We start from the raw sequence: 26,303 nt of genomic DNA on the forward strand, positions 1-26,303 counted from the left end.
CAGCCGCAACGTTGCGGCGTCGCGGAGCAGGTTATACCTGCATGATTTCCTTTTCCTTGTCGGCAAGCAAGCGGTCGACTTCGGAAATCGTGTCATCCGTCATCTTCTGCACTTTTTCCGACTGGGCGCGACTTTCGTCCTGGCCGATGGAACCGTCCTTCTCAGCCTTCTTGAGCCCGTCCATGCCGTCACGACGGACATGGCGAGCCGCAACCTTGGCTTTTTCGCCGTATTCGTGGGCAAGCTTCACCAGCGACTTGCGGCGCTCTTCGTTGAGCTCCGGCAGAGGAATACGCAGGTTCTGGCCATCGACGATCGGGTTGAGGCCGAGATTCGATTCGCGGATTGCACGATCGACGGCACCCACCATTGACTTGTCCCAGATCGAGACGCCCAGCATGCGCGGCTCGGGAACCGTCACGTTTGCAACCTGGTTGAGCGGCACGCGCGAACCATAGGCTTCGACCGTGACAGGGTCGAGGATGTTTGCGGAAGCACGGCCCGTGCGCAGCGATGAGATGTCGCTCTTGAAGGCCGTGATCGCGCCGTCCATACGGCGCTTGATGTCGTTGAGATCTACTCCACTCATCAGCAGGAACTCCCTATTGTTCTTGGCGGTCGGTTCTTGGCAACGAACCGCGTGTCAGTTGTCGGATACGATGGTCTTGCGACCGCCGCCGGTCAAGATTTGTGCGAAACCGCCCTTCTCGTGGATCGAGAAGACGACGATCGGAATGGAATTTTCACGCGCCAGCGCAACGGCTGCGACGTCCATGACGGCAAGACCCTTGTCGAGCACTTCACTGTGGGTGAGCGTTTCGAAACGGGTCGCGGTCGGGTCCTTCTTCGGGTCTGCGGAATAGATGCCGTCGACCTGCGTGCCCTTGAATATCGCTTCTGCGCCGATCTCGGCAGCACGCAGCGCCGCAGCAGAATCGGTGGTGAAGAACGGGTTGCCGGTACCGCCGGCAAAGATCACCACACGGCCCTGCGCCATATGATGCAGCGTGCGACGCTGCGAGAAGCTTTCGCAGATCTCCGGCATGGCGACAGCCGACAGGACGACCGTCTCGATGTCGAGCTTGCGGAGCGAGGTTGCGAGCGCCAGTGCGTTGATGACGGTGCCGAGCATCCCCATGTGATCGCCGGTCACGCGGTCGCCACCCTTGGAGGCTACAGCCACGCCGCGGAAAATGTTGCCGCCGCCGACGACGACACCGACTTCGACGCCCATGGCGCAGGCGTCGGCAATATCCGATGCGATCCGGTCTGCAACTTCGACGTCGATACCGAAGCCCTGACTTCCCATCAGTGCTTCACCGGAGGCCTTGAGCAGAACACGCTTGTAGATCGGTTGCGACATGGTGGCTCCTTGAAAGCGAAACGGACGGAGTGATCAAACGGGATGCGGATACACGAAGGGCACCGGCTTGTCACCGGTGCCCTTCAGGTTTTCAACGACTACGGCGCCTTGCAATGCGCGTGAAGGCAGCAATCAGCCCTTGGCGACTGCTGCAACTTCTGCTGCGAAATCGCTTTCTTCCTTTTCGACGCCTTCACCGAGGAGAAGACGTGCCATGCCGGTGACTTCGATCGGCGCGCCGACTTCCTTCTCGGCAGCCTTGACGGCGTCACCGACGGTGAGGTCAGGATTGATGACGAAAGCCTGCGACAGAAGAGCAACTTCTTCGAAGAACTTGCGCATGCGGCCGTCGACCATCTTTTCGATGATGGCTTCCGGCTTGCCGGATTCGCGGGCCTGTTCGATGAAGACGTTGCGCTCGCGCTCGGCGACAGCGGCATCGACTTCTTCCGAACGGATGGCGAGCGGGTTGGTCGCAGCGATGTGCATGGCAACCTGGCGGCCGATGGCGTTCAGGGCTTCCTTGTTGCCGGTCGACTTCAGGGCAACGAGAACGCCGAGCTTTCCGAGACGGTCAGCCGCTGCGTTGTGGATGTAAGTCGCAACAACGCCGTCCTCGACGGACAGAAGCGCGGAGCGGCGCAGGTTCATGTTCTCGCCGATCGTGGCAATCGTATCCTTGATCGTGTCGGAGACCGTCTTGCCGGTAGCCGGATAGATTGCTGCGCTGACGCCGTCGACGGTACCGTCGGTGGTCAGGGCAACATCGGCAATGCCGCGAACCATGGTCTGGAACGCATCGTTGCGCGCTACGAAGTCGGTTTCGGAGTTCACTTCGACAACGACAGCCGAGGTGCCGTTGGATGCGACGCCGATCAGGCCTTCGGCAGCGGTACGGCCGGACTTCTTGTCAGCCTTGGCGATGCCCTTGGCGCGCAGCCAGTCGATCGCAGCTTCGATGTCGCCGTTGTTTTCGGCAAGCGCGCGCTTGCAATCCATCATGCCCGCGCCGGACTTTTCGCGCAGTTCCTTCACCAGTGCAGCGGTGATTTCAGCCATTTTCGTGCCTCTTGTCGGTTCAAGTTGCGTGTCGCCGGAAAACCGTCGGCGATACCAAATATTGGGACGAATGTACCCGGAAATATGACATCGTGATGAAGCCATCACGGTTGCGACCGTCTCCACGTCCACCTGACGGTAGACGGCGACGTATCGTCTTAAACGACCAAGGCCAGGGATTGATATCTCTGGCCTTGGTCGAATTCGAAAAGACGGAGCGTCTCAGAACGCTCCAGACTCAGACAATTAAGCCTGAGCTTCCGTTTCGGCTGCGCCTTCAGCTTCGAGAGCAGGCTCTTCAGGAGCCTCCATCATCGCGCCGAGGTCACGGCCCGAAGCGCCCTGCTGACGGGCAATGCCGTCGATGGCAGCGCGTGCCATCAGGTCGCAGTAGAGAGCGATGGCGCGCGAAGCGTCGTCGTTGCCGGGGATCGGGAAGTCGATCAGGTCCGGATCGCAGTTCGAGTCGATGATGGCGACGACCGGGATGCCCAGGCGCTTTGCTTCATCGATCGCGATCTTTTCCTTGTTGGTGTCGATGATGAACATCAGGTCCGGAACGCCGCCCATGTCACGGATACCGCCAAGAGCCTTGTCCAGCTTTTCGCGTTCGCGCTCGAGGTTCAGACGCTCCTTCTTGGAGTAGCCGGACGCTTCCGAGTTCAGGATCTCGTCGAGCTTGCGCAGACGGGCGATCGAGTTCGAAATGGTCTTCCAGTTGGTCATCATGCCGCCGAGCCAGCGGGAGTTGACGTAGTACTGGGCCGAACGCTTGGCGGAGTCAGCGATAAGCTCGGAAGCCTGACGCTTGGTGCCAACGAACAGAACGCGGCCGCCACGAGCAACGGTGTCGGACACGACCTGAAGGGCGCGCGACAGCATCGGAACGGTCTGAGCCAGATCGATGATGTGGATGTTGTTACGATCGCCGAAGATGTACGGCTTCATCTTCGGGTTCCAGCGGTGTGTCTGGTGGCCGAAGTGGGTGCCTGCTTCGAGAAGCTGGCGCATAGAGAAATCGGGCAATGCCATGCCTAGTTATCCTTTTCCGGTTGAACCTCCGCAAGACGAACAGCAACCTCGTCGAGGCTGCCACCGGGCGGAACGGACCGGATTTCTCCCGGACCATCCCATGCCTTGCGTGTGGAATGCCGGTGCCCATACTAGGCATCGGCCACAAAGGCAAGCGTTTTTCGACGCTGCCCGTCTTTGGGAAGAGCGGGACTGGCCGAAGCCCTAGTCCATTTCGCGGTCGCCGCAGGGCCAGCTTTCCGGCAGTGTCAGGCCGGCCGGCAGTTTCGTGCGCCGGTCGCCGCAGGCCACGTTCAGCTGGTGCTGATCGAGCCCGATCGAAGACGACAGGTCCACTCCTTCGATGCGCGTCAGAAAGAAGAAGGCGCTCTGGAAATTGAGGGGACCTTTGAATTCGGCCTTCGTCAGGTCGGCGCGTGCCAGGTTTGCGAAGGCGAAACTTGCGCCGGTCAGGACGGCCCCGTCGAAGTTCGACCTGCCGAGTTCGGCTTTCTCGAAGCGTGCGTTGTTCAACTCCGCTTTCGAGAAATTGGACCTCTCCAACTCCGCGCTCGTGAAATTCGCGTCGTTGGCGCGTACTTTCTGGAAGTCGGACCGATATGCTTCGACCTTTGAAAAATTCGCCCCCTCGGCGTTGCTGCCTGCCATCCAGGTGCGGATGAGCTTCGCCTTGGTGAGATTGGTACCGGCAAAATTCGAATCGCGCAGATCGGTAAAGCTTAAGTCCGCCTCCGCAAGACTACCCTTGGAGAAATCGGATCCGCTCAGCATCAGATTGCGCTTGGCGCAACTCGACCAGTTGATCCCCGGATAGGGATCGGTACGGCACTCCTGCGCCGAGACCGTCGTCGGCGCGAGTGTCAGCGCGGCGGCTCCTGTCAGGATCGCGACAGAAAGAATGGTACCAATCGAACTCATAGACACCGCTCCTCTCCACGCCTCGGTGGACGTGCATACTCAACTACCGCTTATATAGAGAAGGACGGCAGCAAATTCATCCCGTCGTCACCTGGTAACGGGTCGTTGATCTGCCTGGCAGTCGCTCTTTTGCAAAAGCTCAAGCTTGCTCAGGCTTCCGCTAAGCACGAAGTCGCCGTAGTCCATGGTCAGGTCGCGCGTGATGCCGTTCTCATAGAGCTTGAACGACATGTTGTAGACGGGCGTCGGATCGCCCGCGGCTGCCTCGTTGAAATAGGCAATGGTCACAGGCCAATACGCGGCCTTGGAGAACTCGCCGGCTTTGGCTGCATCAAGATCTTCCTTCTGCGGGTCCTGCTGCTTTCCGATGACTGTCGTGGTCAGAAGCGACTTGTCGCCATCCTCAGAACCGTCGAACACGCGTGCCTCGAAAAACCGGTTGCCATCCTTCGCATTCTTGATCACTTCAAGCATGTGATTGGTAGGGAACGCGCTGGCTGGAAGGTCGACTTCGCGCCCCTCGGGACCGGTCAGGTCCACTTTGACGCCGGTTTCGCCGGTCGTCGCGTCACCGGCGACCTCCTTGTCCAACTGTTCGTCGGTAAACGACTTGGTCTCGAAGTGAAACTGCTGCGCCGATACATCCTCGAACGTGTTGGTCTGTTGGTCGCTGACGCGGGTTTGCTCACCGGTATCTATCTTTGTGACGAGACGGAAGTTGGTCGTGAACCCCGTGCAGGCCGAGCCGGTAAACTCGTAGACCATTCGTCCGACCATCCCTTCGATTCCGGACCGCTCGGACGCATCCTTGAGCTTCAGGTCGTAGACGGCGCGATGCGGAATGAGCAGGCGGGCCGCCGTATCGGCGCTCATCGGGGCAGCGGAGGCCGCTGGCACGCTCATCACGCCGGCAAGGAACATCCCAAGGCTCGTGCGCAGCATTCACATTCTCCTATTGGACTCAATGCATGATGTTGTAAGAACGCCATCAGCCGAGGTTATGACCTTGATGCAGGATTTTTGGGCAATTTACAATAAAACCGGAGACCGAAATGTCGAACCCGATCGAGACGCGCCTGCAGGAACTGGACATCGTTCTGCCTGAGGCAGCAGCGCCTGCCGCCAACTATGTGTCCTACGTGATCAGCGGCAACATGCTCTATATCTCCGGTCAGTTGCCGACCGAAAACGGCAAGATTGCGGTCAGTGGCCTGGTCGGTGCCGATGTCGACGTCCCGGCAGCGCAGCGCGCCGCAGAACTCTGCGCCATCAACATTCTGTCGCAGGCGAAGGCTGCTCTTGGCGGAGATCTCACCAGGATCAAGCGCGTCGTCAAGCTGTCGAGCTTCGTTGCGTCTGCACCGGGCTTCACGGAACAGCACATCGTCACCAATGGCGCTTCGAACCTCATTGCGAACGTGCTCGGGGAAGCTGGCAAGCACGCCCGCGCTGCCGTCGGCATGGCAGCACTTCCACTCAACGCCGCGGTCGAGATCGAGGCTATCATCGAGATCTCCGCATGACATCTGCAGACTGGATCAAGGACGTACCGGTCGCGCATCGCGGCTATCACGACATGAACAAGACGGTCTGGGAAAATACGCTGTCAGCGTTTTCCCGGGCCATTGATGCGGGTTTCGCGATCGAATGCGACATACAGCTGTCCGCAGACAGCGTCCCGGTCGTGTTCCACGATAACAAGCTGGAGCGCCTTTGCGGCATCAAGGGCGACGTTCGCGAACGGACCGCGGCCGAACTCGGAATGCTTTCGATTGGTGGCACCGCGGACAAGATACCGACGCTCAAGCAGATGCTCACGCTTGTCGCCGGTCGCGTTCCTCTTGTCATAGAGATCAAGGGTCGCCAAGCGGATGAGGACGACGGCTTCGTTGACGACGTTCTCGACGTATTGGAAGGGTATGAGGGCAAGGTTGCCCTGATGAGCTTCGACTACCACATCCTGCGTGCACTGAAGCAGGCCGAGGCGCCCTACCCGCTTGGCCTCACCGCCGAAGGCTCAAAGCCGGAGGAGTTCTTCAATCACGACGAAGCGATGCAGCTTGGCCTCGATTTCATCTCCTATCACTGGGCACATCTGCCCAACTCATTCGTCACTGCGCAGGCCGATGCCGGAATTCCGATCATTACCTGGACGGTAAGGGATGCAAAGGCCGTCGAACATACCTATAAATATGCAAAGCAGATGACCTTCGAAGGGTTCGACCCACGGTAGAACCCTGCCGCATAATTGGATCCAATGACCGGCAACCTGACAATCCGCATCGAAAAATCCATTGCCGCGATCAGCCCACAAAGCTGGTCGCGGCTTTCCGGCGCCTCCAAGGAGGCCGATCCCTTAGGGACGTCTTCCGTTCCCTACAATCCGTTCCTGTCACATGCCTTCCTGTCCGCACTGGAGGAATCCGGTTCGGCAACGGCAAAAACAGGCTGGCACGGCCAGCATCTCCTGCTGGAAGATGACAAGGGTCGACTGATCGGTGCCGTGCCGGGCTATCTCAAGAGCCACAGCCAGGGCGAATACGTGTTCGACCATGGCTGGGCCGACGCCTTCGAGCGCGCCGGCGGCCGTTACTACCCAAAACTTCAGTGTGCGGTCCCATTTACACCCGCAACCGGTCCGCGCCTTCTCGTTGCCTCGGGCTTTGATCGCGACATGGTGCAGACCACGCTTGCGGAAGGTCTCCAGGAGGTGACACGGCAGCTCGGCATATCGTCCGCGCATGTCACCTTCGTGCCGGATGATGAAGTCATCGCTTTCGAAGACGCTGAATATCTGCACCGAACCGACAAGCAGTTCCACTTCATCAACGACGGTTATGCCGATCACGATGCGTTTCTGGAAACGCTCGCGTCTCGCAAGCGCAAGGCGTTGAAGAAGGAACGGCGAGCCGCGCTCGAGAACGGTATCACGATCGACTGGCTGACAGGCAAGGACCTGACCGAGGACATCTGGGACCAGTTCTACACGTTCTACATGGATACGGGCGGGCGCAAATGGGGCCGGCCGTACCTTACCCGTGCCTTCTATTCGCTGATCGGCGAACGCATGGCGGACGACATTCTTCTGGTCATGGCCAAGCGCGAGGGGCGGTACGTCGCCGGTGCGATCAACTTCATCGGCGGTGACGCGCTTTACGGGCGCCACTGGGGCTGTATCGAAGACCATCCCTTCCTGCATTTCGAGGTGTGCTACCATCAGGCGATCGACTATGCGCTTGCCCATGGGCTAAAGCGGGTCGAGGCGGGCGCACAGGGCGAGCACAAGCTTGCGCGCGGTTACCTGCCCGTCACCACCCACTCGATGCATTACATCGCCCATCCCGGCCTTCGTAGCGCGATTGCTGACTACCTGAAGCGAGAGCGGGAGGATGTGGAATACATGAATGAGTACCTCTCCGAGCACAGCCCTTTCCGCAAGGGTGAACGGCAAGAACAAGACTGAGCAGCAGAAAGGGAGACGCCAGCGATGACCGGTCACGACTACGATCCGAACAACCTCTTCGCCAAGATCCTCAAAGGCGAAATTCCCTGCCACCGCGTCTACGAGGACGACGACACGCTCGCCTTCATGGATGTGATGCCGCAGACGCCGGGTCACGTTCTGGTGGTTCCGAAAGCGCCCTCACGCAATCTTCTGGATGCGGATGCGGCGGTGCTTTCGAAGGTCATTCCGGTGGTTCAGAAGCTCGCGAGCGCCGTCAAGGATGCGTTTGACGCTGACGGCATCACCATCACGCAGTTTAACGAAGCGCCGGCCGGACAGACCGTCTTTCACCTGCACTTTCATGTCATCCCGCGGTACGAGAACCAGCCGTTGAAGCCGCATACGGGCAAGATGGAAGACAAGGAAGTCCTCGCTTCCAATGCCGAAAAGATTATCGGCGAACTTGGCTTCTGATCAGGGCTGAAGCAGGAGCAGTCCTGCGACGAGAATGGCGATCGGTGTCAGCACGCCGATCGCGACCCGCTTGCCGGTCAGGAGAAACACGGCAAAGCCGATACCAGCCGCCGCAAGCCTGAGCCAGAGGGGCGAGAGCGCCAGTGTTCCCGTCGGGAATACGATCAGCTTTGCCGTCACGGCCATGACCAATGCCGTGGCAACCGCCCTCACCCAGTAGAGCGTCTCGGAATCCTCTTTCAGCCGGTGGCCTGCGATCACGCCGAGCCAGCGCCAGATATCGGTTGCGAGAAAACCCGCGACAGCGATGACGATATAGGTCCAGTACCCATCGAACATCATGCGGCACCCCGATCAGATCCGCGCTTGCGGCGATAGCGGTCGATCAGGTAGGCCACCGTGCCACCGCCGATCCCAGCCAGAAGCACGTCGAACTGCGGCGCTACGAGCGCCAGCGCCGGTCCTGAGACGATGCCGATCACGAAGGCAATGCGGACGACCGGCTGGGCTGCACTCGCCCAGATCGAGGATATGAAATAGACCGGGGTCAGCATGAACAAGGCACCCGCCACAACAGGCGGAAACTGAGACACGACACCAAAGCTGACGCCGACGATCAGCGCATTGGTGCAGGTCAGCGTGATGCCAAAACCTGCAAAGAAGGCAACCCGGCGCTCTCTCGGCACATGGCGGAGATTGAGGCTCGCAAAGACCCAGGACGTGATGGCGATGAAATGCGAGAGAAACAGGAGAACCGGCAGCGGTGTCTTCTTCGTGCGCATCTCCGGCATGATCGACGCCACCATCGGCATCATCCGGATCGACGACAGCGTCACGGCGAGGAAGGACGCGGCGATGTTGGCGCCGCCCAACATCGAACCCACCAGGATCATCTGGGCCGGCAGGGCCCAGATACCGAGCGTCATCGCGACAGCCTGACCTCGTGTCAGGCCGGCTTCGACCGCAAAGGCGCTGAAACCGACATAGGACGTCATCAGGATCAGAGCCGGCAAGGAGAAGATGCCGCGCATGCCCTTGAGAAACCACGCAAGGCCGCTGCGCTCGGAGCTTTCGGTGGTCATTGGCATGCCCGTAAATGATTGACGTTACGGGACCTACAAAAACGACGATGCCGGGACAAGCCCGGCATCGATTTCTCGGATGGAAAAGAGCGCTACTTGCTCTTTGGGACGCGTGGCACGGTGCTACCCTTGCGGGGCGCGGACTTTGCCGGGGCTTCCTCGGCGATCACGTCGCCATCGTCGACGACATTTGCCTTGGCGGAACCGCCGTCCTTGTCCTTGGCCTTCGGCGCAGACTTCTTCGAAGGCTTTGACTTTGTCGTCTTCGCCTTGATCTCGTCGGCAGCCTCTTCCACTTCCGCTTCAGGCTTTGGCTTTACCCGGGCCGTTTCCGAAATGGACTCCAGAATAAGACCGTCGGTGCCATCTTCCTTTTTGCCGGCCGTGACACGGACGATGCCACCCTTGCGAAGCTTGCCAAAAAGGATCTCGTTGGCAAGCGGCTTCTTGATGTATTCCTGGATCACGCGAGACAGAGGCCTTGCGCCCATCTTTTCGTCATAACCCTTTTCCGCCAGCCATGCGATCGCGTCCTCATGCAGATCGAACGTCACGTTACGCTCCGACAGCTGGCTTTCCAGCTGCATCACGAACTTCTGGACGACCTGATGAATAACCGTGGTCGGCAGCGGTGCGAACGGAATGATCGCATCGAGACGGTTGCGGAATTCCGGCGTGAACAGGCGATTGATCGCCTCCTCATCTTCGCCGGTGCGTCTTGATGATCCAAAGCCGATCGCAGACTTGGCCATCTCGGATGCACCCGCATTCGTCGTCATGATCAAGATGACGTTGCGGAAGTCGATCTTCTTGCCGTTGTGATCGGTGAGCGATCCGTGGTCCATCACCTGCAACAGGATGTTGTAGATATCCGGATGCGCCTTCTCGATTTCGTCGAGCAGAACCACGCTGTGCGGGTGCTGGTCAACGCCATCGGTCAGGAGACCGCCCTGGTCGAAGCCGACATAGCCGGGAGGTGCGCCAAGCAGTCGCGAGACCGTGTGGCGTTCCATGTATTCCGACATGTCGAAACGCAGCATCTCGACGCCGAGCGAGGCGGCAAGCTGCTTTGCGACTTCGGTCTTGCCGACGCCGGTTGGACCGGAGAAGACATAGGAGCCGATCGGCTTGTTCGGCTCGCGCAGACCTGCACGTGCCAGCTTGATCGCGGTCGACAGTGCGTCGATCGCGACGTCCTGGCCGTACACGACAGAACGCAGTTCCTTCTCAAGGTTGGCGAGAACCATCTCGTCATCCTTGGAAACCGTTTTTGCCGGGATGCGGGCCATCGTGGCGATTGTCGCCTCGATTTCCTTTTCCGTGATCAGCTTGCGACGCTTGGAGGCAGGCAGCAGCATCTGGGCCGCACCGGTCTCGTCGATCACGTCGATCGCCTTGTCCGGCAGCTTGCGGTCCGAGATATAGCGGGCCGACAGTTCCACCGCCGACTTGATCGCGTCGTTGGTGTAGCGCAGCTTGTGATACTCTTCGAAATAAGGCTTCAGGCCCTTCATGATTTCAATCGCATCATCGATCGACGGCTCATTGACGTCGATTTTCTGGAAGCGTCGAACCAGAGCCCGGTCCTTTTCGAAGAACTGGCGGTATTCCTTGTAGGTCGTCGAACCGATGCAGCGGATCTGGCCAGAGGACAGAGCCGGCTTCAGCAGGTTGGACGCATCCATGGCACCGCCCGACGTTGCACCCGCACCGATGACGGTGTGGATTTCGTCGATGAACAGGACAGCACCTGGAAAATCTTCCAGTTCCTTGACGACCTGCTTCAGACGTTCCTCGAAGTCGCCGCGATAGCGGGTGCCTGCAAGCAGGGTGCCCATATCGAGCGAGAAGATCGTGGCATCGGCCAGCGCTTCCGGCACCTTGCCCTCGACGATGCGCTTTGCCAGTCCCTCGGCGATCGCAGTTTTGCCAACGCCCGGATCGCCCACGTAAAGCGGGTTGTTCTTGGAGCGGCGGCACAGGACCTGGATCGTGCGGTTGACCTCGGAATGACGACCGATCAATGGATCGATACGGCCATTCTTGGCCTTTTCGTTCAGATTGACACAGTATGCCTTGAGGGCATCCTGCTGCTTCTTGCCGGGACCTTCCTCCTCGTTGCGCGAAACAGGCTTGGCGTCTGAATCGGGCTCATCAGCACCACGCGGGGTCCGGGCCTGGGAGGAACCGGGACGCTTGCCGATGCCGTGAGATATATAGTTGACCGCGTCGTAGCGGGTCATTTCCTGCTCCTGCAGGAAGAAGGCTGCGTGGCTCTCACGTTCTGCGAAGATTGCGACGAGCACGTTTGCTCCGGTCACTTCTTCACGACCGGAGGATTGGACGTGGATCACAGCGCGCTGGATGACGCGTTGAAAGCCGGATGTCGGTTTGGAGTCCTCGTCATAGCCTGTCACCAGGTTTGCGAGTTCATTGTCGACATATTCAGACACGGTTTTGCGGAGCGTATCCAGGTTGACGCTGCATGCTCCCATGACCGCCGCCGCATCCGCGTCGTCGATCAACGCCAGAAGCAGATGTTCGAGTGTGGCATATTCGTGATGCCGCTCGTTCGCGAAGGTCAGTGCCTGGTGCAGAGCCTTTTCAAGACTAGGCGAAAATGTTGGCACGTCGGGTTCCTCACTTCTTTTCCATGACACATTGCAGCGGATGCTGGTGTTGCCGGGCGAAGTCCATGACCTGGGACACCTTGGTTTCCGCTACTTCATAGGTGAAAATTCCGCATTCTCCGACGCCGTGGTTATGGACGTGGAGCATGATAATCGTTGCCGCATCGCGGTCCTTCTGGAAAAAACGCTCCAGAATATGGATGACGAACTCCATTGGCGTGTAGTCGTCATTCAGAAGGAGAACGCGGTACAGGTTAGGCCGTTTGGTTTTCGGTTTCGTTCGCGTGATGACGGAGGTTCCGCGGCCCGCGTTGTCTCCGTCGCCGTTCTTTTCATTTTCCATCAAGATCGGCAGTGCGATCATCGTCTTTCATTCCCTAGTCATCCAGCGGCGGTATAGCGAACAACCGGTCGACAGGACTTCAGTCTTGCTAAAGGTAGTTCTTTGGGAAAGGATTTTAAGCCCCCTTTCCCGCTGTGCAATCACTATTCCGCCGAGAGGGGCTCGCGACGAGCCAAAAGTACCACATTCGGCAACTCAAATTCTGCCGCCATACTGACCCAAAAGGCGGGCGGCATCATGGCCATAGCCTCAGACGCTGCAGCTTCATGCGTACGGATCCGACGCGCGAACGGCGATCGCCTGTCGCTCAAAATTCCGTCGAAGAGTAGATGCTAATGAAGCTTGCATGCTCGAGGCTTACGTCCAAAACAAAAGAGGCCCACGGAGGGCCTCTCGACAACTTTTGTTAAAAACCAGTCGGATCCTGCGATCAAAGATCGACGTCGAGGATCGCCATGGAGAAATTGTAGGAACGCTCTCCATCTTCGTCATCCAGATAGACGACGCCGAGAAATTCATCACCAAGATAGACTTCGGCAGAATCGTTCTTGCGGGGACGCGCCTTGACGACGATCTGGGGGTTCAGAAGGCGCTTGAAATAGTCGTCGATCTTCTTGATTTCGTCGGGGTTCACGATCTTCTCCGTCAGATTTTGCGATCAAATCGATGCGCTTTTGGCACGGGAGAAAGGCGAAAGTAAAGCCGCCGTTCTCTCCACCGCACGACCCTGCCCCGAGTTTCCTGGAACAAGTATGTCCGGGCGCGGACTAGTCCTCGGCGCGCAGAAGCTGGTCCATCAGGCGTGCCGGCTCGGAGCAACCCGCGGTCCCGACGACCTTTGCCGGAACACCGGCGACGGTGGATTTCTCCGGAACAGCTTTGAGGACGACGGAGCCCGCCGCCACACGCGAGCAGGCACCAACCTCGATATTGCCGAGGATCTTTGCGCCGGCGCCGATCAGCACGCCGTTGCCGATCTTCGGATGACGATCTGCGCCCTCCTTACCGGTTCCACCGAGAGTGACCCCATGCAGGATGGAGACATTGTCCCCGATGATCGCGGTTTCGCCGACGACAAGCCCGGTCGCGTGGTCGAGGAAGATCCCCTTGCCGATCTGAGCCGCCGGATTGATGTCTGTCTGGAAGACACTTGAGGCGCGGCTTTGCAGATAGAGCGCGAAGTCGCGACGGCCGCGGTAAAACAGCCAGTGCGCCAAGCGATGCGTCTGGATGGCGTGAAATCCCTTGAAGTAGAGGACTGGCTCAACGAAACGCAGGCAGGCAGGGTCGCGGTCGTAGACGGCCTGGATATCGACGCGCAGAATAGCACCCCAATCCGGCCATTCGTCCAGCATTTCCATGAATGTCTGCCGCAACAGGACGGCCTGCAGATCGGGATGATCGAGCCGTTCGCAGATCCGATGAACGACGCATTCTTCCAGCGAACGGTGGTTCAGGACGGTTGAATAGAGGAAGGCGGCCAGCAACGGGTCCTGGTCGATTGCGACGCGTGCTTCCTGCCGCAGCGTGTCCCATATGGGGTCGACGCTAGCGACACTATCGGTCTGGCGAATGTCCTCGGTCTGGCGAACTTCGGTTCTCGCGGCCATGGCCGTCTCCTCTTTGGCGTAAGCCACGATATATAGATTAGATTTACAACAACACCAACGCCGGCGAAATCGCATTTCGTTGATCGTTAATTCAAGGGAACCTGAAGTCTTGCCAATCCGTGGCTGAGCCAGGCTCAGGCCTGCGCCTTAAAGAACTCAAGTACCGCTTTCTTGAAAACCCTGTCGCCGACCGCCAGCATGTGGTCACGACCGGGAATATCGAGCGCTGTCGCATTCGGCATCAGATCGGCCAGATCCTGCGGTGAACCCGCGATATCGTCCTTCGTCCCAACGCCGATCAGCGTGGGAACGTCGATCTTGCCCATATCGCTGCGTTCGACCAGATCGCGCGAACCGCGGATACAGGCGGCGAGTGCCTGCTTGTCGCTTTTCGTCTGGTCGGCAAAGGCGCGGAACATACGGCCGCGATCATGGCTCACGCTCTCAAGCGAGGGCGCCAAGAGCGCATCTGCGATCGGATCCCAGTCCCCGACCCCGTCCGTCATGCCGATACCGAGACCGCCGAGCACCAGCGACCGGACCCTGTCCGGATCGTTGAGCGCTGCAAACACCGAGATACGCGCGCCCATCGAATAGCCGAACAGATGCGCTGCCGGGATGCGCAGGTGATCGAGCAGAGCAACCGAATCCGCTGCCATCACCCAAGGGCGATAGGCGTCCGGATCGGTCGGCTTGTCACTGCCGCCATGGCCGCGGTTATCCATGGCGATCACCCTGTAACCGGCATCGCCGAGCGTCTTTACCCATCCCGGATGCACCCAGTTCACGGTCGCGCTGGAAGCGAAACCGTGGATGAGCAGGACAGGATCGCCTGCCGGATTCCCCTCATCCAGATAGGAGAGGCTCAGTCCGTCACGGCTGAAGGTGGAAAAGGCCGGGGCATTGAGGTTCATCTGGGATATCCTGTTTTGGCGGCGGACCATAAGATATCGGTGCTTGCGATTGAACCCTGAAAGACACCTCGCATCGCGGTTTTTGCACTACACTTTTGAATGCGGCGGCGGTAATGTCCGCGCCAAATCAGACGTGCCCTATTGTACGCATTGGAGACGACCATGGCCGGCCACAGCATTCCCCATTTCCAGAACGACGGCGGTTTCCCGTCGATCCAGATCGGCGTGAAGGAATTCATGTGCACTGGTGCATCCGTTCCTTACGATCATCCGCACATCTTTATCGACATGGGCGACGAAGTCGAAAAGGTCTGCTCCTACTGTTCCACTCTGTACAAATACAACCCGACCCTGAAGGCCGAACAGACCGACCCTCCGGGCTGCGTCTTCAACGTCAAGGCCGCCTGATCGGCAGCCAGAAATGGCTGTCGAGACAGTAGCGATCGTGGGTGCGGGCATGGCGGGTCTCACCGCTGCGCTCGCGTTTGCGCGCCATGGCATCACCTGCGACATCTTCGAGCAGGCGCCTTCCCTTCAGGAAGTCGGCGCTGGACTCCAGCTGTCGCCGAACGCTTCGCGCGTGCTGAGCAAGCTTGGCGTACTCGGCGATCTGGAACGGTTGTGGACAGAACCTGACGAAGTGCAGCTCGTTTCGGGCCGTTCGCTTCATCGGCTGGCCTATGTGCCATCCGGCCGGTTCGCCCGCGAGCGGTGGGGATCGCCCTATGGCGTCCTCCATAGGGCAACGCTGCAAGACGCGCTTCTCCACGCCGTGAACGCCAACCCGCTCTGCACGCTTCGGCTGGGCTCGAAGATTGGGAGCGCCGTTCGAGACGAACTGGCGGAGATCTCCGGACGCCACCATGACCTGATCGTCGCCGCAGATGGAGTCTGGTCTGGCATTCGCTCCGCAATTCCCAAAAATCCGGAAGCCGTTTTTTCCAACAGTGTCGCCTGGCGCTTCATGGTTTCCAAGAGCGCGGCACCTTCCTGGCTGAAGCCGAATGCTGTCAGTGCATTTCTCGGACCTTCGGCACACATTGTGGCCTATCCGCTGAAGGAGAAGGATAGTTTCAACATCGTCGCCATCGCGTCCGGCATCAACCCCGGCCATCGGTGGAATACCGAGGCAAGCTCTGCCCAGAAAGACCTGCTGCTGCGTCATTTCAGAGGATGGCATCCGAGCATAGCCGAAACACTGGCCGCGTCTGACAAGCCGACGTTCTGGCCGCTCTATCAGGTGACCCCGGGCCGTTGGCACAATGGCCGCGATCTTGTTCTGATCGGCGACGCCGCCCATGCGATGCTGCCCTTTGCGGCCCAAGGCGCGGCGATGGCGATCGAAGACGCGTTCATCCTGGCAAACCGCGTGGCCGCCCTGCCCTCGCTCACACAGGCGCTATCAGCCTACGAGACCGAACGGGCCGGTCGCGTCGCCAAGGTGCGAGCACGCGGGGAATTCAACCGCTTTGCCTATCATGCGCGCGGCCCGCTGAAGCTCGGTCGCAACTTTGTTCTCTCAATGCGTCCGCCGCAATCGCTCGCGGCGGATCTGGATTGGCTCTACGGTTTCGACGCCGAGTAGCGACGCGATCAGACCGCGGCCGCCGCGGCAAACCCCGCTTCAAGATCTTTCTTGAGATCAGGCACGTCTTCGAGACCGATCTGAAGCCTGATGACTGCACCCTCGGTGGGCTGCTTGCAGATGGTGCGGTCGGAAAGATTTACGACCAGAGCAAGGCTTTCGTATCCTCCCCAGGAGTAACCGAGGCCGAAAAAGCTCAGGGCATCGAGGAAGGCGTGCGCCTTGGCCTTCGCCCTCTCAGGCTCGGCCTGCAGCACGAAGGAGAAGATCCCGCTCGATCCCTTGAAGTCACGCTTCCAGATCTCGTGGCCAGGAAAGCTTGGCAATGCCGGATGCAGGACGCGCGCAACGCCGTCGCGACCTTCCAGCCACTCGGCGATTTCAAGGGCGCTTTTTTGATGCTGGTCCAGCCGCAGACCCATCGTTCTCAGGCCACGCAGGATCAGGTAGGAATCTTCCGGCGCACCGCAGATGCCCATTGCAACCCGCGCGGCCTCAAGAGCCGGAAAATGCTTCGCATTGGCCGACACCGAACCCATGACGATATCCGAATGCCCGGACGGGTACTTCGTGGTCGCATGGATCGAGACGTCGACGCCGAAGTCGAGCGGACGGAAATAAAGCGGTGTCGCCCAGGTGTTGTCCAGCGTCACCACGACGTCTGCGGAATAGGCGTGCACAGCGTCCGTGATTGCGCGGATGTCCTGCATCTCGAACGTATTCGAGCCGGGCGCTTCCGTATGAACGAGTTTGGTGTTCGGCCTCATCAGCTTGGTGATGTCTGCCCCGATCTCCGGATCATAGTACTCGACGTCGATCCCCAGTCTCGTGAGCATCGTGTCACAGAAAGTCCGGCAGGGCGTGTAGACCGAGTCGACGATCAGCGCGTGATCGCCCGATGACAGGTAAGCCAGGAACGGGATTGAGATCGCAGCCAGTCCCGATGGAACGAGGATCGTACCCGCAGAACCCTCGAGTTGGTCGAACGCAGCGCACAGGGCGTCCGTCGTCGGGGTCGCGCGGGTTCCATAGGTGTATGGCTGGCTGCGCTTTTCCATCGCTTCGGCATTCGGGAAAAGGACCGTGGAACCTTTGACGACAGGCGGGTTGACGAAGCCATGATACGCGCGTGGATCGTTTCCGATATGCGCAAGGCGCGTATTCTGACCCGCTTCTTCGATCAGTTTATCTTTCTGGGACATGTCCGGAATGCACTTTCGTTGACAATGGCGCCAGTTTTGCCGCCGCCCTCCATGCTGGTCAACCCCGCTGCCCAATTCCCAGTACCGGTGCAATATTAGCATGCTCGTTCGGTATAAAAACCGCCACAACTCGCACACAACTTGAGCATTTGCCCAGCGCGTAGGCGGTAAAGTCTAATACACCGTAATTTGGACGCAATTTGAACGGGTGGCCCTTGACCCTGCCTTCGTTTCCGAATGAGATATAAACACCCGCGCCGGGAGGTCAGCGGGGGACCGGTCGTATTCATAAAATCAGGGGAACGGCCTGTGTCGAGAGATCACACAAAACAACAGATAAGGTTGGGAAAATGAAAAAGACGCTTTTGTCTGCCGCGTTTGGCGCAGCGGTCCTTGGCTTTGCCTCGGCAGCTTCCGCGGCCACGCTTGATGATGTCAAGGCGAAGGGCTTCGTTCAGTGCGGCGTCAACACCGGTCTGGCCGGCTTCGCGCAGCCGGATTCGGCCGGCGCTTGGAAAGGCTTCGACGTCGATTTCTGCAAGGCCGTCGCAGCTGCGGTTTTCGGTGATGCAACGAAGGTGAAGTACACGCCGACCACGGCCCAGAGCCGCTTCACGGCACTGCAGTCGGGTGAAGTCGACGTGCTCGCACGTAACACCACCTGGACCATCAGCCGCGATACCGCGCTCGGTTTCAACTTCCGCTACGTCAACTACTACGACGGCCAGGGCTTCATGGTTCCGAAGAGCCTGAACGTGAAGTCGGCGCTTGAACTGTCCGGCGCTGCCGTCTGCGTTCAGTCGGGCACGACAACCGAACTCAACCTCGCCGACTACTTCAAGTCCAACAACCTCCAGTACAACCCGGTCGTCTTCGAAAAGCTCGAAGAAGTAAACGCCGCCTACCAGGCCGGCCGTTGCGACGTCTACACGACGGACCAGTCGGGCCTTTATGCAACGCGTCTCGCGCTGTCGAACCCTGACGAACACGTCATTCTTCCGGAAATCATCTCCAAGGAGCCGCTTGGCCCAGCCGTTCGCCAGGGCGACGACAAGTGGTTCGATATCGTTTCGTGGACAGGCTACGCCCTGGTTCAGGCCGAAGAATTCGGCATCACCCAGGCCAATATCGACGAGATGAAGAACTCGACCAACCCGGATATCCGCCGCTTCCTCGGCACCGAGAAGGACACCAAGGTCGGTACCGATCTCGGCCTGACCAACGAATGGGCCTACAACATCGTCAAGGGCGTCGGTAACTACGGCGACGTCTTCGAGCGCAATATCGGTTCCGGCAGCCCGCTGAAGATCGCACGTGGCCTGAATGCTCTGTGGAGCAAGGGTGGCCTGCAGTTCGCACCGCCGATCCGTTAATCGACTGATAGACTGACGTCTCGCAGGGTGGCTCCGTCCGCCCTGCGAGACATTCTCCACGATCAATAAGAATCAAAAACAATAAGGGCCCACAACGGGCCACAGGGGATTGGCAAAGCATGACGGACAACTCGATCCGTGCGCCTGCAACCAAGCGCGCGTCCACGTCACTCATTTACGATCCAAAAGCGCGGAGCATCTTCTTCCAGGTGCTGACGCTGGTCATTCTCGTTGCGCTCGTCTGGTCGATCGCACACAATGTCAGTGTCAACCTTGCCCGCAGCAACACCGCCACAGGATTTGGCTTCCTCGCTGGTCGCTCAGGCTTCGATATCGGGCAATCCCTGATCGCCTACACGAGCGACTCGACCTATGGCAGGGCGATCCTGGTCGGCTTCCTGAACACGATGATGGTCGCCGTCACCGGCATCATCACGGCAACCATCGTCGGCTTCATCATCGGTATCGGTCGCCTGTCGAAAAACTGGCTGATCGCCAAGCTCTGCACCGTCTATGTCGAGGTGTTCAGAAACATTCCGCCGCTGCTGGTCATTTTCTTCTGGTATTCCGGCGTTCTCGCCATTCTGCCGCAGCCGCGTGATGCTATCCAGGGCCCGCTCTCGACCTTCCTCAGCAACCGTGGCCTCACCTTTCCGGCAACGATCTGGGGCGAAGGCGCGTGGATCCTTCCGGTTGCCATTCTCGTCGGCATCGTTGTCGCGTTCGTCTTCCGCACGTGGTCGGTCAAGCGCCAGATGGCAACCGGGCAGCAATTGCCCAACGGCTGGATCTCCGCCGCCATCATCATCGGTCTGCCGCTTCTCGGATTCATCGCCATGGGTTCGCCGCTGACCTTCGACTATCCCGTCGAAGGTCGTTTCAATCTTTCCGGCGGCGCCAATATTCGTCCGGAATTCGTGGCTCTCTATCTGGCGCTTTCGCTCTACACGGCAGCGTTTATCGCGGAAATCATCCGAGCCGGCATCAAGGGCGTCGGCAAGGGACAGACGGAAGCCGCCGCTGCACTCGGCGTCCAGCCGGGCAAGATCACCAGACTGGTTGTCGTACCGCAGGCTTTCCGCATCATCATTCCACCGCTGACAAGCCAGTATCTCAACCTGACCAAAAACTCGTCTCTCGGCGTTGCGATCGGGTTTCCCGAGCTGTTTTCGACCGGAAGCACCTCACTCAACCAGACCGGTCAGGCTGTCGAGATGATCACGATCATGCTCACCATCTATCTCAGCATCAGCATCGCGACATCGCTGTTCATGAACTGGTTCAACGCCAAGATGGCTCTGGTGGAGAGATAAGACATGTCTACACACAAGCTCTCTTACGTTCGCAATGACATGATCGCGCCGGAACCGCCGCCGGTCAGCGCCAGTTCGGCAAGTGGCTGGATCCGGACCAATCTCTTGGCAACGCCAAAGGATGTGGTGCTGACCATCGTCGCCATCGCATTGCTGGCTTTCGCCCTGCCCGGCATCATCAACTGGCTGTTCATCAATGCGAGTTGGGTCGGTGCCGATCGTTCGGTCTGCGCCACCGTCGTCCAAGGCGGCACCCAGCCGGATGGCTGGAAAGGCGCATGCTGGGCGTTTGTCGGTGACCGGTTCCAGCAGTTCATGTTCGGCCGCTACCCGATCGAGGAGCGCTGGCGCGTCATGCTGGTCGGGTTCATGCTGATCGTGCTGCTCGTGCCTCTCCTCATTCCGAAACTGCCGTACAAGGCGCTGAACGCCGTTCTGCTGTTTCTCGTCTACCCGGTCGTCTCGTTCTTCCTCATGCATGGCAATGTTCTTGGCCTGCAGCGGGTCGAGACCCCGCTCTGGGGCGGCATGATGGTGACGCTGATCCTCTCCTTCGTCGGCATCGCGGTCTCCTTCCCCGTCGGCATCCTTTTGGCGCTCGGACGGCGTTCCAACATGCGCGTATTGAAGACGCTCTGCGTCGTCTTCATCGAGGTGATCCGCGGCGTACCGCTTGTCATGGTTCTCTTCATGGCAAACGTGATGCTGCCGCTGTTCCTGCCCACCGGCTGGAGCATCGACAACTTCCTGCGCGCCGTGATCGGTGTGTCGCTGTTTGCCTCCGCCTATATGGCAGAAGTCATTCGTGGCGGCCTGCAGGCTATTCCGAAAGGTCAGGGCGAAGGTGCCGATTCGCTCGGCCTCAGCTACTGGCAGAAAACCCGCCTGATCGTCCTTCCACAGGCGATCAAGCTCGTGATCCCTGGCATCGTCAACACCTTCATCGGCCTGTTCAAGGATACGTCGCTCGTTGCCATCATCGGCATGTTCGACCTCTTGAACATCATCAGGCTCAACTTTACGGATACGACCTGGATCACGCCCATGACGCCGCTTACCGGCCTCGTGTTCGCTGGTCTTATCTACTGGATTTTCTGCTTCGGCATGTCACGCTATTCCGCCTTTATGGAACGGCATCTCGATACCGGCCACAAGCGATAACAAGGGGAAAAACAATGGCTGACGCCCAACCCAAAAACCTCACCGTCTCCTCCACGGATGTCGCTGTCGAGATCATCGGCATGAACAAGTGGTATGGCGATTTTCACGTGCTGCGCGACATCAATCTCAAGGTGATGAAAGGCGAACGCATCGTCATCGCCGGGCCGTCAGGCTCCGGAAAATCGACGATGATCCGCTGTATCAACCGCCTCGAGGAACATCAGTCGGGCAGCATTGTCGTCGACAATATCGAACTCACCAACGATCTGAAAAAGATCGACGAAGTGCGGCGAGAAGTCGGCATGGTGTTCCAGCACTTCAACCTCTTCCCGCACCTGACGATCCTTGAGAACTGCACGCTTGCACCGATCTGGGTTCGCAAGATGCCGAAGAAGGAAGCCGAGGAAGTGGCGATGCACTACCTCAAGCGTGTCAAGATCCCGGAACAGGCCCATAAGTATCCGGGCCAGCTCTCCGGCGGTCAGCAGCAGCGCGTGGCGATTGCCCGCTCGCTGTGCATGAAGCCGAAGATCATGCTGTTCGACGAACCGACCTCGGCTCTCGATCCTGAAATGGTCAAGGAAGTGCTCGATACGATGGTTGGCCTTGCCGAAGAAGGCATGACCATGATGTGCGTCACCCATGAAATGGGCTTTGCCCGCCAGGTCGCCAACCGGGTGATCTTCATGGACCAGGGACAGATCGTGGAAGAGAATTCGCCGGCGGAGTTCTTCGACAATCCGCAGCACGAGCGCACCAGACTGTTCCTTAGCCAGATCCTGCACTAGGCAGACTGCGCCAACGCGAATGACCTGCAATAGAAAAGGGGCGCCGCGAGCGCCCCTTTTCCGTTTCCCGTCGAAACAATCGTCAGGGCGCCATCACCACTGGAATGAGTAGCGGGCATTGACGCTGGTTACTGCTGCGGTCGCGTCCGAATAGCGATCGACGGAGCCGCTGAGTGTCAGGCTGTCACCTAGTTTCTGCTCGAGTCCCAGCCCCGCGCCGCCGATACGAAACGTATCGATCGCCGTTGCGCGGACGACCACGGCTGTGCCGGTGTTTGCCCGGGACAGCCTGAGGGTCTGGTTGGCGTCGAGGCCACTCCAGTCCTGATTGAGCCCGTCGTAGCGCATGACATAGCTCGCGTTGCGCTCGACATCGATCGTCGACGTGACGATCTGCGTTTGGTGGTAGTTCATGCTGACGGCGGCCGTTTCGGCCAATCCGTCGTAATCGATCCCGATCTTGCGTTCGACCTCGTAAGCGGGCCTCTGGATCGACTTCATCTTCATGCTGCCCCACAGCCGGAGCGGCGTGTTCATCGACCCATCCTTCTTCGCATCGACACCGACGTTAAAGCCCGCCTCGGGCTCCAGCTCTGTCGGCAACCTGAAGCCGAGCTTGACGGAATAGCTTCTGTCCGAATTCTTGACGGGCTGCCAGATGAGCGGCCTGTCCGCCGCATGGGCGCTGGATGCCAAAAACGGGCCAACCGCAAAGATTGCCGCAAACAGCGCGACGCCGCCGGCCAATAGACTTCTGTTCATTTGATCCCCACTCGAAGGCTCAAGACAATGTTGAGGCGCAAGCGACCGCGAGGTCACCTGGAAAACCCGTTTCAATGCGATGGAGGCGAGTTTGTCAGACCCAATGGTCGGTTTTCGCCACGTGCCTTCCCCTGCCGATGCAACGGAACTGACCGCCGAGAATATACCCTTTAATGAGGCAGCTTCGAATCGATTTTGGGGCTGAAATGCGATTGCGGGATCACGATCGGTTTCCCGAAGATGTGAACTCCCGCTGTTGCTGCATCGCAACATGACGTGGTGAGGCTGGGTACGCGGAGGAATGAATGGTAGGTCCTACCCCACTGCAACGCTCTGGCACCACGAGTACCGGTGGCAGCATGCTAGGCCCGGTTTGGTCATGAGCACGCGTTATCCTACAATGAAAGGATCCAGTTCGACCGGGTCGCCGGCGGGCGATGAGCACACGTGAGGGGTCACGAAAACCACTTCTTAACCATTCAGAACTCACATTAGCCAATAGGAACATATTAACCGATCCTGTTAACGCAACACTCTTTTGACGTTCGGTAAAAGAACAGCACGTCGGGACGCCTTGTCCCACGGCACGAATCAAGGAGGATTTGCATGTCGGTTTTTGCACGCTTTATGAAGGACGAGTCTGGCGCCACTGCCATCGAATACGGGCTCATCGCCGCTCTTATCTCTGTCGCGCTGATCGCTGGTGCACAGACGCTCGGCGGTGCACTAAGCACGCAATTCACGAACCTCAGCAAGAAGTTGAACTGCGGCGGCGCTGCTACCACTTGCTGATCGCTGGCATTGCGAGATGCAACCAAGTCGGGTCATGAGGTAACGTCGTTGCACGATTGGCCGGCAGGTAGTCTCACTCAAGTATTCGCCTGAGGTCTTCACCCCAGGTTAACATCCAGATCGTACCCAAAAGCTCGGGCGCCATCTCTTGGTTCCAGCACTCAACTCGCCGAACAATGGGACCTCCATTGTTCGGTTTTTTGTTGCCGTCACGGTTGTTCGACCCGGTCGCGCGACGCAATCGAGCCGTTGACGCAGGTTGAGGATGACGTGCTCGCGAGGACCTACGCGGAATGCGAAATCCGAGTCGGACGTCTGTTGGCCTCATCGACCCTCGCGAAAGTCATACATTTGCATCATCGCATGTGCACACAACCGCGATGAAAGCCTCACGCGCCTCGATCAGTAGTTCATTCCCTCGAACACACAGGCGGGTCGCCAAGCCGATATCCGACCAACACACGACGAGTTAACTCAGGTCGTCGTCGGCTGCGGCCTTTGGAGGGTTGTGCTTTTTCTAGGGTCTGATTTCGAAAATGAAGCAATGGTTAGCCGACCTTGCCGGGCGGGGCGAAATACGCCAGAGATTCTTGATCTCTATATCCAGCTCCAAAGCAGCGCTTTGCTCAAGCCGATATTCCTTCGCTCAAGCGGCAGTCGCAATTTTTTGGGAGATGGTATTGGCGACCCCTGCAGGATTCGAACCTGCGACCACCTGCTTAGAAGGCAGGTGCTCTATCCAGCTGAGCTAAGGGGCCTGCTAAGACGCTTCTAACAGAACGCAGACAGGAAGTCAGTGCGTCCAGGGCTGCGAGCGATTGAAGCGGAAATTGTCGGTGTAGGAAGCAGCTTGACGCGCAGGTTCTTTCGGCTGGACGACGCGGTATTCGATGCCTTCACGCTTGGCGTAGGCTTCGGCAAGTTCCTGACTTTCAAAGGTCAGGCGCACCTGCTGCTTCATGTCTCCGGAAGATGTATAGCCAAGGATCGGATCGATCCGGCGTGGCTCTTCCTGGTCGAATTCGAGGAGCCAGAGATGCGTCTTGGCTTTGCCAGATTGCATTGCAGTTTTTGCGGGACGATAGATCTTGGCCGTCATGAACTGAAACATCCGACTTTTGCTAGCGTGACGCTTGGGCAACTGCTGAGCGCGACGCTCTTTTGAAGGCAATGGTCGGAGTGGAGAGATTCGAACTCCCGACCCTCTGGTCCCAAACCAGATGCGCTACCAGACTGCGCTACACTCCGTTCCTTACAAGAATGCGAGATACACGGTTCCCTACCGGCCCGCAACTGCAAAAAGTCGATTTTCCCAATTGTTCGAACTCTCTAGCGAACTAACTGTGGGAAAGCGGCCAAACACCTATCCTGCGTTGCCGATCCGTTTGGAAACCACCTTGTCACCAACCTTGATTCCGAGCGCTTTCGTCCGACCGGCATTCAGTTCGAGGACAAATTTTACCGGTCCCCGCGAATCAATCACGTCACGAGAGTAAGGAACCGCATTTTCGCGGATATGAGAGACCGTCCCGTCGCCCTCGATAAACAGCATATCGAGCGGCAGGATGGTGTTTTCCATCCACATGGAAACACGGCGTGTCTCGCCGAAGTCGAACAGCATGCCGTGATCGTCAGGCATTTCCTTGCGGTACATCAGGCCCTGCGAGCGCTGCTGGTCTGTCAGAGCGAGCTCGATCACAAAGGCATGGGTCTTGCCCGCTGCCGTGCGGATCGACAGCTCATCTTTTGGAAAGATGACCTGCTGGGCTGCGGCAGCGTAGGCGACAAACAGAAAAAGCGCCGCAAGGGCGCCTTTTGCAAAGGGCGTGATCCGCCCGAATGACTGCATTCTCAACATCAATGTGACCGGCTTACAGGGTTGGGATTGTCGGGATGAATTTCGGCTGCCATCAAGCCCTTGTCGCCAGGTCCGAACCGGACCAGCACGGTCTGGCCGGGACGGAGCTCTGTCAGTCCGTAGCGGCGCAGCGTTTCCATGTGGACGAAGATATCTTCGGTCCCCTCACCGCGGCTCAGGAATCCGAAGCCCTTGGTGCGGTTGAACCATTTCACCAGTGCCCGTTCCAGGCCGCTCGTTGGCGTAACCTGAACATGGGTGCGAACCGGCGGCAACTGCGAGGGATGAACTGCGGTCGACTGATCCATGGAAAGAATGCGGAAGGCCTGATAGCCACGGTCGCGCTTCTGGATCATCGCGACGATACGGGTTCCTTCAAGGATGGTCTGGTATCCATCGCGCCTCAGGCAGGTCACATGCAGAAGCACATCCTGCATACCGTTGTCGGGCACAATGAAGCCGAACCCCTTCGCAACATCGAACCACTTGACCACACCCGTAATTTCGATGAGCTCGACCGGATCGCCCGCGAATTCCTCGTATTCGGCTACGCCTTTCAACGATATCCTGTCTGCCATATCCTATCGGCCCCTCGATTA

29 protein-coding genes and 2 tRNA genes are annotated in these 26,303 nt (G+C 58.7%); 11 read left to right on the forward strand and 20 right to left on the reverse strand.

The genetic code is table 11. The features are described from left to right. Positions 1–31: 31 nt before the first annotated feature. From frr to IFT59_RS08550, 6 genes are all read right to left on the reverse strand, one after another. The gene (gene frr, locus IFT59_RS08525; protein ID WP_062457309.1) at positions 32–589 is read right to left on the reverse strand and encodes a ribosome recycling factor; all 558 of its coding nucleotides are present in this window, start codon (positions 587–589) and stop codon (positions 32–34) included. A gap of 54 nt (positions 590–643) precedes the next feature. Beyond that, positions 644–1,363 (reverse strand): UMP kinase, encoded by a 720-nt coding sequence (gene pyrH, locus IFT59_RS08530; protein ID WP_062580417.1) that lies wholly within the window; start codon positions 1,361–1,363, stop codon positions 644–646. 132 nt (positions 1,364–1,495) lie between these two features. Further along, entirely contained in the window at positions 1,496–2,422 is a 927-nt protein-coding gene (gene tsf, locus IFT59_RS08535; RefSeq protein ID WP_062580415.1) for a translation elongation factor Ts, read from the reverse strand. Positions 2,423–2,668: 246 nt separating this feature from the next. After that, positions 2,669–3,454: a 30S ribosomal protein S2 gene (rpsB, locus tag IFT59_RS08540; RefSeq protein ID WP_062457320.1), complete on the reverse strand. Its 786-nt coding sequence runs from the start codon at positions 3,452–3,454 to the stop codon at positions 2,669–2,671. Between the two features lie 204 nt (positions 3,455–3,658). Further along, the gene (locus IFT59_RS08545) at positions 3,659–4,372 is read right to left on the reverse strand and encodes a pentapeptide repeat-containing protein (protein WP_082476302.1); all 714 of its coding nucleotides are present in this window, start codon (positions 4,370–4,372) and stop codon (positions 3,659–3,661) included. A gap of 87 nt (positions 4,373–4,459) precedes the next feature. After that, on the reverse strand, positions 4,460–5,314 hold the full coding sequence (locus tag IFT59_RS08550; protein WP_062580412.1) for a cell envelope integrity EipB family protein: 855 nt from the start codon (positions 5,312–5,314) through the stop codon (positions 4,460–4,462). Between the two features lie 110 nt (positions 5,315–5,424). On the opposite strand from IFT59_RS08550, the gene IFT59_RS08555 reads away from it, so the two are divergent. Genes IFT59_RS08555 through IFT59_RS08570 form a run of 4 tightly spaced genes read left to right on the forward strand, consistent with a single transcriptional unit; the run spans position 5,425 to position 8,291 of the window. Beyond that, positions 5,425–5,895 (forward strand): RidA family protein, encoded by a 471-nt coding sequence (locus IFT59_RS08555; protein WP_062457326.1) that lies wholly within the window; start codon positions 5,425–5,427, stop codon positions 5,893–5,895. Beyond that, entirely contained in the window at positions 5,892–6,605 is a 714-nt protein-coding gene (locus IFT59_RS08560; protein WP_192086630.1) for a glycerophosphodiester phosphodiesterase, read from the forward strand. The genes IFT59_RS08555 and IFT59_RS08560 overlap by 4 nt, the downstream gene beginning before the upstream one ends. A gap of 24 nt (positions 6,606–6,629) precedes the next feature. Then, positions 6,630–7,835 carry a GNAT family N-acetyltransferase gene (locus tag IFT59_RS08565; protein ID WP_192086631.1) on the forward strand — a complete coding sequence of 402 codons (1,206 nt, stop codon included), beginning with the start codon at positions 6,630–6,632 and terminating at the stop codon, positions 7,833–7,835. A gap of 24 nt (positions 7,836–7,859) precedes the next feature. Further along, entirely contained in the window at positions 7,860–8,291 is a 432-nt protein-coding gene (locus tag IFT59_RS08570) for an HIT family protein (protein ID WP_192086632.1), read from the forward strand. Here IFT59_RS08570 and IFT59_RS08575 read toward each other — a convergent pair whose 3' ends face one another. From IFT59_RS08575 to IFT59_RS08605, 7 genes are all read right to left on the reverse strand, one after another. After that, positions 8,292–8,633 carry an AzlD domain-containing protein gene (locus IFT59_RS08575; RefSeq protein WP_062457341.1) on the reverse strand — a complete coding sequence of 114 codons (342 nt, stop codon included), beginning with the start codon at positions 8,631–8,633 and terminating at the stop codon, positions 8,292–8,294. After that, positions 8,630–9,373: an AzlC family ABC transporter permease gene (locus IFT59_RS08580; protein WP_092662170.1), complete on the reverse strand. Its 744-nt coding sequence runs from the start codon at positions 9,371–9,373 to the stop codon at positions 8,630–8,632. The genes IFT59_RS08575 and IFT59_RS08580 overlap by 4 nt, the downstream gene beginning before the upstream one ends. Positions 9,374–9,465: 92 nt before the next feature. After that, a complete protein-coding gene (clpA, locus tag IFT59_RS08585; RefSeq protein ID WP_113110938.1) occupies positions 9,466–12,003 on the reverse strand; it encodes an ATP-dependent Clp protease ATP-binding subunit ClpA in 2,538 nt (845 codons plus the stop codon). 10 nt (positions 12,004–12,013) lie between these two features. Continuing rightward, positions 12,014–12,367, reverse strand: a complete 354-nt coding sequence (clpS, locus tag IFT59_RS08590; protein ID WP_062457349.1) for an ATP-dependent Clp protease adapter ClpS — start codon at positions 12,365–12,367, stop codon at positions 12,014–12,016. 409 nt (positions 12,368–12,776) lie between these two features. Continuing rightward, positions 12,777–12,980: a DUF3126 family protein gene (locus IFT59_RS08595; RefSeq protein ID WP_062457352.1), complete on the reverse strand. Its 204-nt coding sequence runs from the start codon at positions 12,978–12,980 to the stop codon at positions 12,777–12,779. Between the two features lie 133 nt (positions 12,981–13,113). Further along, positions 13,114–13,956: a serine O-acetyltransferase gene (cysE, locus tag IFT59_RS08600; protein ID WP_092662168.1), complete on the reverse strand. Its 843-nt coding sequence runs from the start codon at positions 13,954–13,956 to the stop codon at positions 13,114–13,116. A 134-nt stretch (positions 13,957–14,090) separates the two neighbouring features. Then, positions 14,091–14,870: an alpha/beta fold hydrolase gene (locus IFT59_RS08605; RefSeq protein WP_192086633.1), complete on the reverse strand. Its 780-nt coding sequence runs from the start codon at positions 14,868–14,870 to the stop codon at positions 14,091–14,093. Between the two features lie 162 nt (positions 14,871–15,032). On the opposite strand from IFT59_RS08605, the gene IFT59_RS08610 reads away from it, so the two are divergent. After that, positions 15,033–15,278 (forward strand): zinc-finger domain-containing protein, encoded by a 246-nt coding sequence (locus IFT59_RS08610; RefSeq protein WP_062580399.1) that lies wholly within the window; start codon positions 15,033–15,035, stop codon positions 15,276–15,278. 13 nt (positions 15,279–15,291) lie between these two features. Then, positions 15,292–16,455: an FAD-dependent monooxygenase gene (locus tag IFT59_RS08615; RefSeq protein WP_174196731.1), complete on the forward strand. Its 1,164-nt coding sequence runs from the start codon at positions 15,292–15,294 to the stop codon at positions 16,453–16,455. 8 nt (positions 16,456–16,463) lie between these two features. On the opposite strand, the gene IFT59_RS08620 is transcribed toward IFT59_RS08615, so the two are convergent. Then, positions 16,464–17,657: a cystathionine beta-lyase gene (locus IFT59_RS08620; protein WP_174196732.1), complete on the reverse strand. Its 1,194-nt coding sequence runs from the start codon at positions 17,655–17,657 to the stop codon at positions 16,464–16,466. A gap of 350 nt (positions 17,658–18,007) precedes the next feature. On the opposite strand from IFT59_RS08620, the gene IFT59_RS08625 reads away from it, so the two are divergent. From IFT59_RS08625 to IFT59_RS08640, 4 genes are all read left to right on the forward strand, one after another. After that, positions 18,008–19,030 carry an amino acid ABC transporter substrate-binding protein gene (locus IFT59_RS08625; protein ID WP_062457371.1) on the forward strand — a complete coding sequence of 341 codons (1,023 nt, stop codon included), beginning with the start codon at positions 18,008–18,010 and terminating at the stop codon, positions 19,028–19,030. A 119-nt stretch (positions 19,031–19,149) separates the two neighbouring features. After that, entirely contained in the window at positions 19,150–20,343 is a 1,194-nt protein-coding gene (locus IFT59_RS08630; RefSeq protein ID WP_062457374.1) for an amino acid ABC transporter permease, read from the forward strand. A gap of 3 nt (positions 20,344–20,346) precedes the next feature. After that, the gene (locus IFT59_RS08635; RefSeq protein ID WP_062580393.1) at positions 20,347–21,504 is read left to right on the forward strand and encodes an amino acid ABC transporter permease; all 1,158 of its coding nucleotides are present in this window, start codon (positions 20,347–20,349) and stop codon (positions 21,502–21,504) included. Positions 21,505–21,518: 14 nt separating this feature from the next. Next, positions 21,519–22,292, forward strand: coding sequence for an amino acid ABC transporter ATP-binding protein (locus tag IFT59_RS08640; RefSeq protein WP_062457380.1), 774 nt, complete (start codon positions 21,519–21,521; stop codon positions 22,290–22,292). 93 nt (positions 22,293–22,385) lie between these two features. Here IFT59_RS08640 and IFT59_RS08645 read toward each other — a convergent pair whose 3' ends face one another. Then, the gene (locus tag IFT59_RS08645; RefSeq protein ID WP_192086634.1) at positions 22,386–23,054 is read right to left on the reverse strand and encodes a hypothetical protein; all 669 of its coding nucleotides are present in this window, start codon (positions 23,052–23,054) and stop codon (positions 22,386–22,388) included. A gap of 606 nt (positions 23,055–23,660) precedes the next feature. Here IFT59_RS08645 and IFT59_RS08650 point away from each other — a divergent pair. Then, positions 23,661–23,846, forward strand: coding sequence for a Flp family type IVb pilin (locus tag IFT59_RS08650; protein WP_062457386.1), 186 nt, complete (start codon positions 23,661–23,663; stop codon positions 23,844–23,846). A 681-nt stretch (positions 23,847–24,527) separates the two neighbouring features. On the opposite strand, the gene IFT59_RS08655 is transcribed toward IFT59_RS08650, so the two are convergent. The 5 genes from IFT59_RS08655 to IFT59_RS08675 all read right to left on the reverse strand — a co-directional run bounded on the left by IFT59_RS08655 (position 24,528) and on the right by IFT59_RS08675 (position 26,282). Next, positions 24,528–24,604, reverse strand: a tRNA-Arg gene (locus IFT59_RS08655). Between the two features lie 35 nt (positions 24,605–24,639). Then, a complete protein-coding gene (locus IFT59_RS08660; RefSeq protein WP_062458113.1) occupies positions 24,640–24,945 on the reverse strand; it encodes an ETC complex I subunit in 306 nt (101 codons plus the stop codon). A 72-nt stretch (positions 24,946–25,017) separates the two neighbouring features. Next, positions 25,018–25,094, reverse strand: a tRNA-Pro gene (locus IFT59_RS08665). A 115-nt stretch (positions 25,095–25,209) separates the two neighbouring features. Then, complete coding sequence (locus IFT59_RS08670) at positions 25,210–25,704, reverse strand: DUF192 domain-containing protein (RefSeq protein ID WP_249407517.1); 495 nt, start codon at positions 25,702–25,704, stop codon at positions 25,210–25,212. Continuing rightward, a complete protein-coding gene (locus IFT59_RS08675; RefSeq protein WP_062457423.1) occupies positions 25,704–26,282 on the reverse strand; it encodes a cold-shock protein in 579 nt (192 codons plus the stop codon). Before IFT59_RS08675 ends, IFT59_RS08670 begins: the two co-directional genes overlap by 1 nt. Positions 26,283–26,303 lie beyond the last annotated feature (21 nt).

It is taken from the genome of Rhizobium sp. CFBP 8752 (genome assembly GCF_014842035.1).
Lineage (GTDB): Bacteria > Pseudomonadota > Alphaproteobacteria > Rhizobiales > Rhizobiaceae > Neorhizobium > Neorhizobium soli.

What these genes read in the sequence shown, in the direction of transcription:
- frr (WP_062457309.1), bottom strand. Translation starts at nt 589, where the DNA reads ATGAGTGGAGTAGATCTCAACGACATCAAGCGCCGTATGGACGGCGCG.
- pyrH (WP_062580417.1), bottom strand. Translation starts at nt 1,363, where the DNA reads ATGTCGCAACCGATCTACAAGCGTGTTCTGCTCAAGGCCTCCGGTGAA.
- tsf (WP_062580415.1), bottom strand. Translation starts at nt 2,422, where the DNA reads ATGGCTGAAATCACCGCTGCACTGGTGAAGGAACTGCGCGAAAAGTCC.
- rpsB (WP_062457320.1), bottom strand. Translation starts at nt 3,454, where the DNA reads ATGGCATTGCCCGATTTCTCTATGCGCCAGCTTCTCGAAGCAGGCACC.
- IFT59_RS08545 (WP_082476302.1), bottom strand. Translation starts at nt 4,372, where the DNA reads ATGAGTTCGATTGGTACCATTCTTTCTGTCGCGATCCTGACAGGAGCC.
- IFT59_RS08550 (WP_062580412.1), bottom strand. Translation starts at nt 5,314, where the DNA reads ATGCTGCGCACGAGCCTTGGGATGTTCCTTGCCGGCGTGATGAGCGTG.
- IFT59_RS08555 (WP_062457326.1), top strand. Translation starts at nt 5,425, where the DNA reads ATGTCGAACCCGATCGAGACGCGCCTGCAGGAACTGGACATCGTTCTG.
- IFT59_RS08560 (WP_192086630.1), top strand. Translation starts at nt 5,892, where the DNA reads ATGACATCTGCAGACTGGATCAAGGACGTACCGGTCGCGCATCGCGGC.
- IFT59_RS08565 (WP_192086631.1), top strand. Translation starts at nt 6,630, where the DNA reads ATGACCGGCAACCTGACAATCCGCATCGAAAAATCCATTGCCGCGATC.
- IFT59_RS08570 (WP_192086632.1), top strand. Translation starts at nt 7,860, where the DNA reads ATGACCGGTCACGACTACGATCCGAACAACCTCTTCGCCAAGATCCTC.
- IFT59_RS08575 (WP_062457341.1), bottom strand. Translation starts at nt 8,633, where the DNA reads ATGATGTTCGATGGGTACTGGACCTATATCGTCATCGCTGTCGCGGGT.
- IFT59_RS08580 (WP_092662170.1), bottom strand. Translation starts at nt 9,373, where the DNA reads ATGACCACCGAAAGCTCCGAGCGCAGCGGCCTTGCGTGGTTTCTCAAG.
- clpS (WP_062457349.1), bottom strand. Translation starts at nt 12,367, where the DNA reads ATGATCGCACTGCCGATCTTGATGGAAAATGAAAAGAACGGCGACGGA.
- cysE (WP_092662168.1), bottom strand. Translation starts at nt 13,956, where the DNA reads ATGGCCGCGAGAACCGAAGTTCGCCAGACCGAGGACATTCGCCAGACC.
- IFT59_RS08605 (WP_192086633.1), bottom strand. Translation starts at nt 14,870, where the DNA reads ATGAACCTCAATGCCCCGGCCTTTTCCACCTTCAGCCGTGACGGACTG.
- IFT59_RS08610 (WP_062580399.1), top strand. Translation starts at nt 15,033, where the DNA reads ATGGCCGGCCACAGCATTCCCCATTTCCAGAACGACGGCGGTTTCCCG.
- IFT59_RS08615 (WP_174196731.1), top strand. Translation starts at nt 15,292, where the DNA reads ATGGCTGTCGAGACAGTAGCGATCGTGGGTGCGGGCATGGCGGGTCTC.
- IFT59_RS08620 (WP_174196732.1), bottom strand. Translation starts at nt 17,657, where the DNA reads ATGTCCCAGAAAGATAAACTGATCGAAGAAGCGGGTCAGAATACGCGC.
- IFT59_RS08625 (WP_062457371.1), top strand. Translation starts at nt 18,008, where the DNA reads ATGAAAAAGACGCTTTTGTCTGCCGCGTTTGGCGCAGCGGTCCTTGGC.
- IFT59_RS08630 (WP_062457374.1), top strand. Translation starts at nt 19,150, where the DNA reads ATGACGGACAACTCGATCCGTGCGCCTGCAACCAAGCGCGCGTCCACG.
- IFT59_RS08635 (WP_062580393.1), top strand. Translation starts at nt 20,347, where the DNA reads ATGTCTACACACAAGCTCTCTTACGTTCGCAATGACATGATCGCGCCG.
- IFT59_RS08640 (WP_062457380.1), top strand. Translation starts at nt 21,519, where the DNA reads ATGGCTGACGCCCAACCCAAAAACCTCACCGTCTCCTCCACGGATGTC.
- IFT59_RS08645 (WP_192086634.1), bottom strand. Translation starts at nt 23,054, where the DNA reads ATGAACAGAAGTCTATTGGCCGGCGGCGTCGCGCTGTTTGCGGCAATC.
- IFT59_RS08650 (WP_062457386.1), top strand. Translation starts at nt 23,661, where the DNA reads ATGTCGGTTTTTGCACGCTTTATGAAGGACGAGTCTGGCGCCACTGCC.
- IFT59_RS08660 (WP_062458113.1), bottom strand. Translation starts at nt 24,945, where the DNA reads ATGACGGCCAAGATCTATCGTCCCGCAAAAACTGCAATGCAATCTGGC.
- IFT59_RS08670 (WP_249407517.1), bottom strand. Translation starts at nt 25,704, where the DNA reads ATGTTGAGAATGCAGTCATTCGGGCGGATCACGCCCTTTGCAAAAGGC.
- IFT59_RS08675 (WP_062457423.1), bottom strand. Translation starts at nt 26,282, where the DNA reads ATGGCAGACAGGATATCGTTGAAAGGCGTAGCCGAATACGAGGAATTC.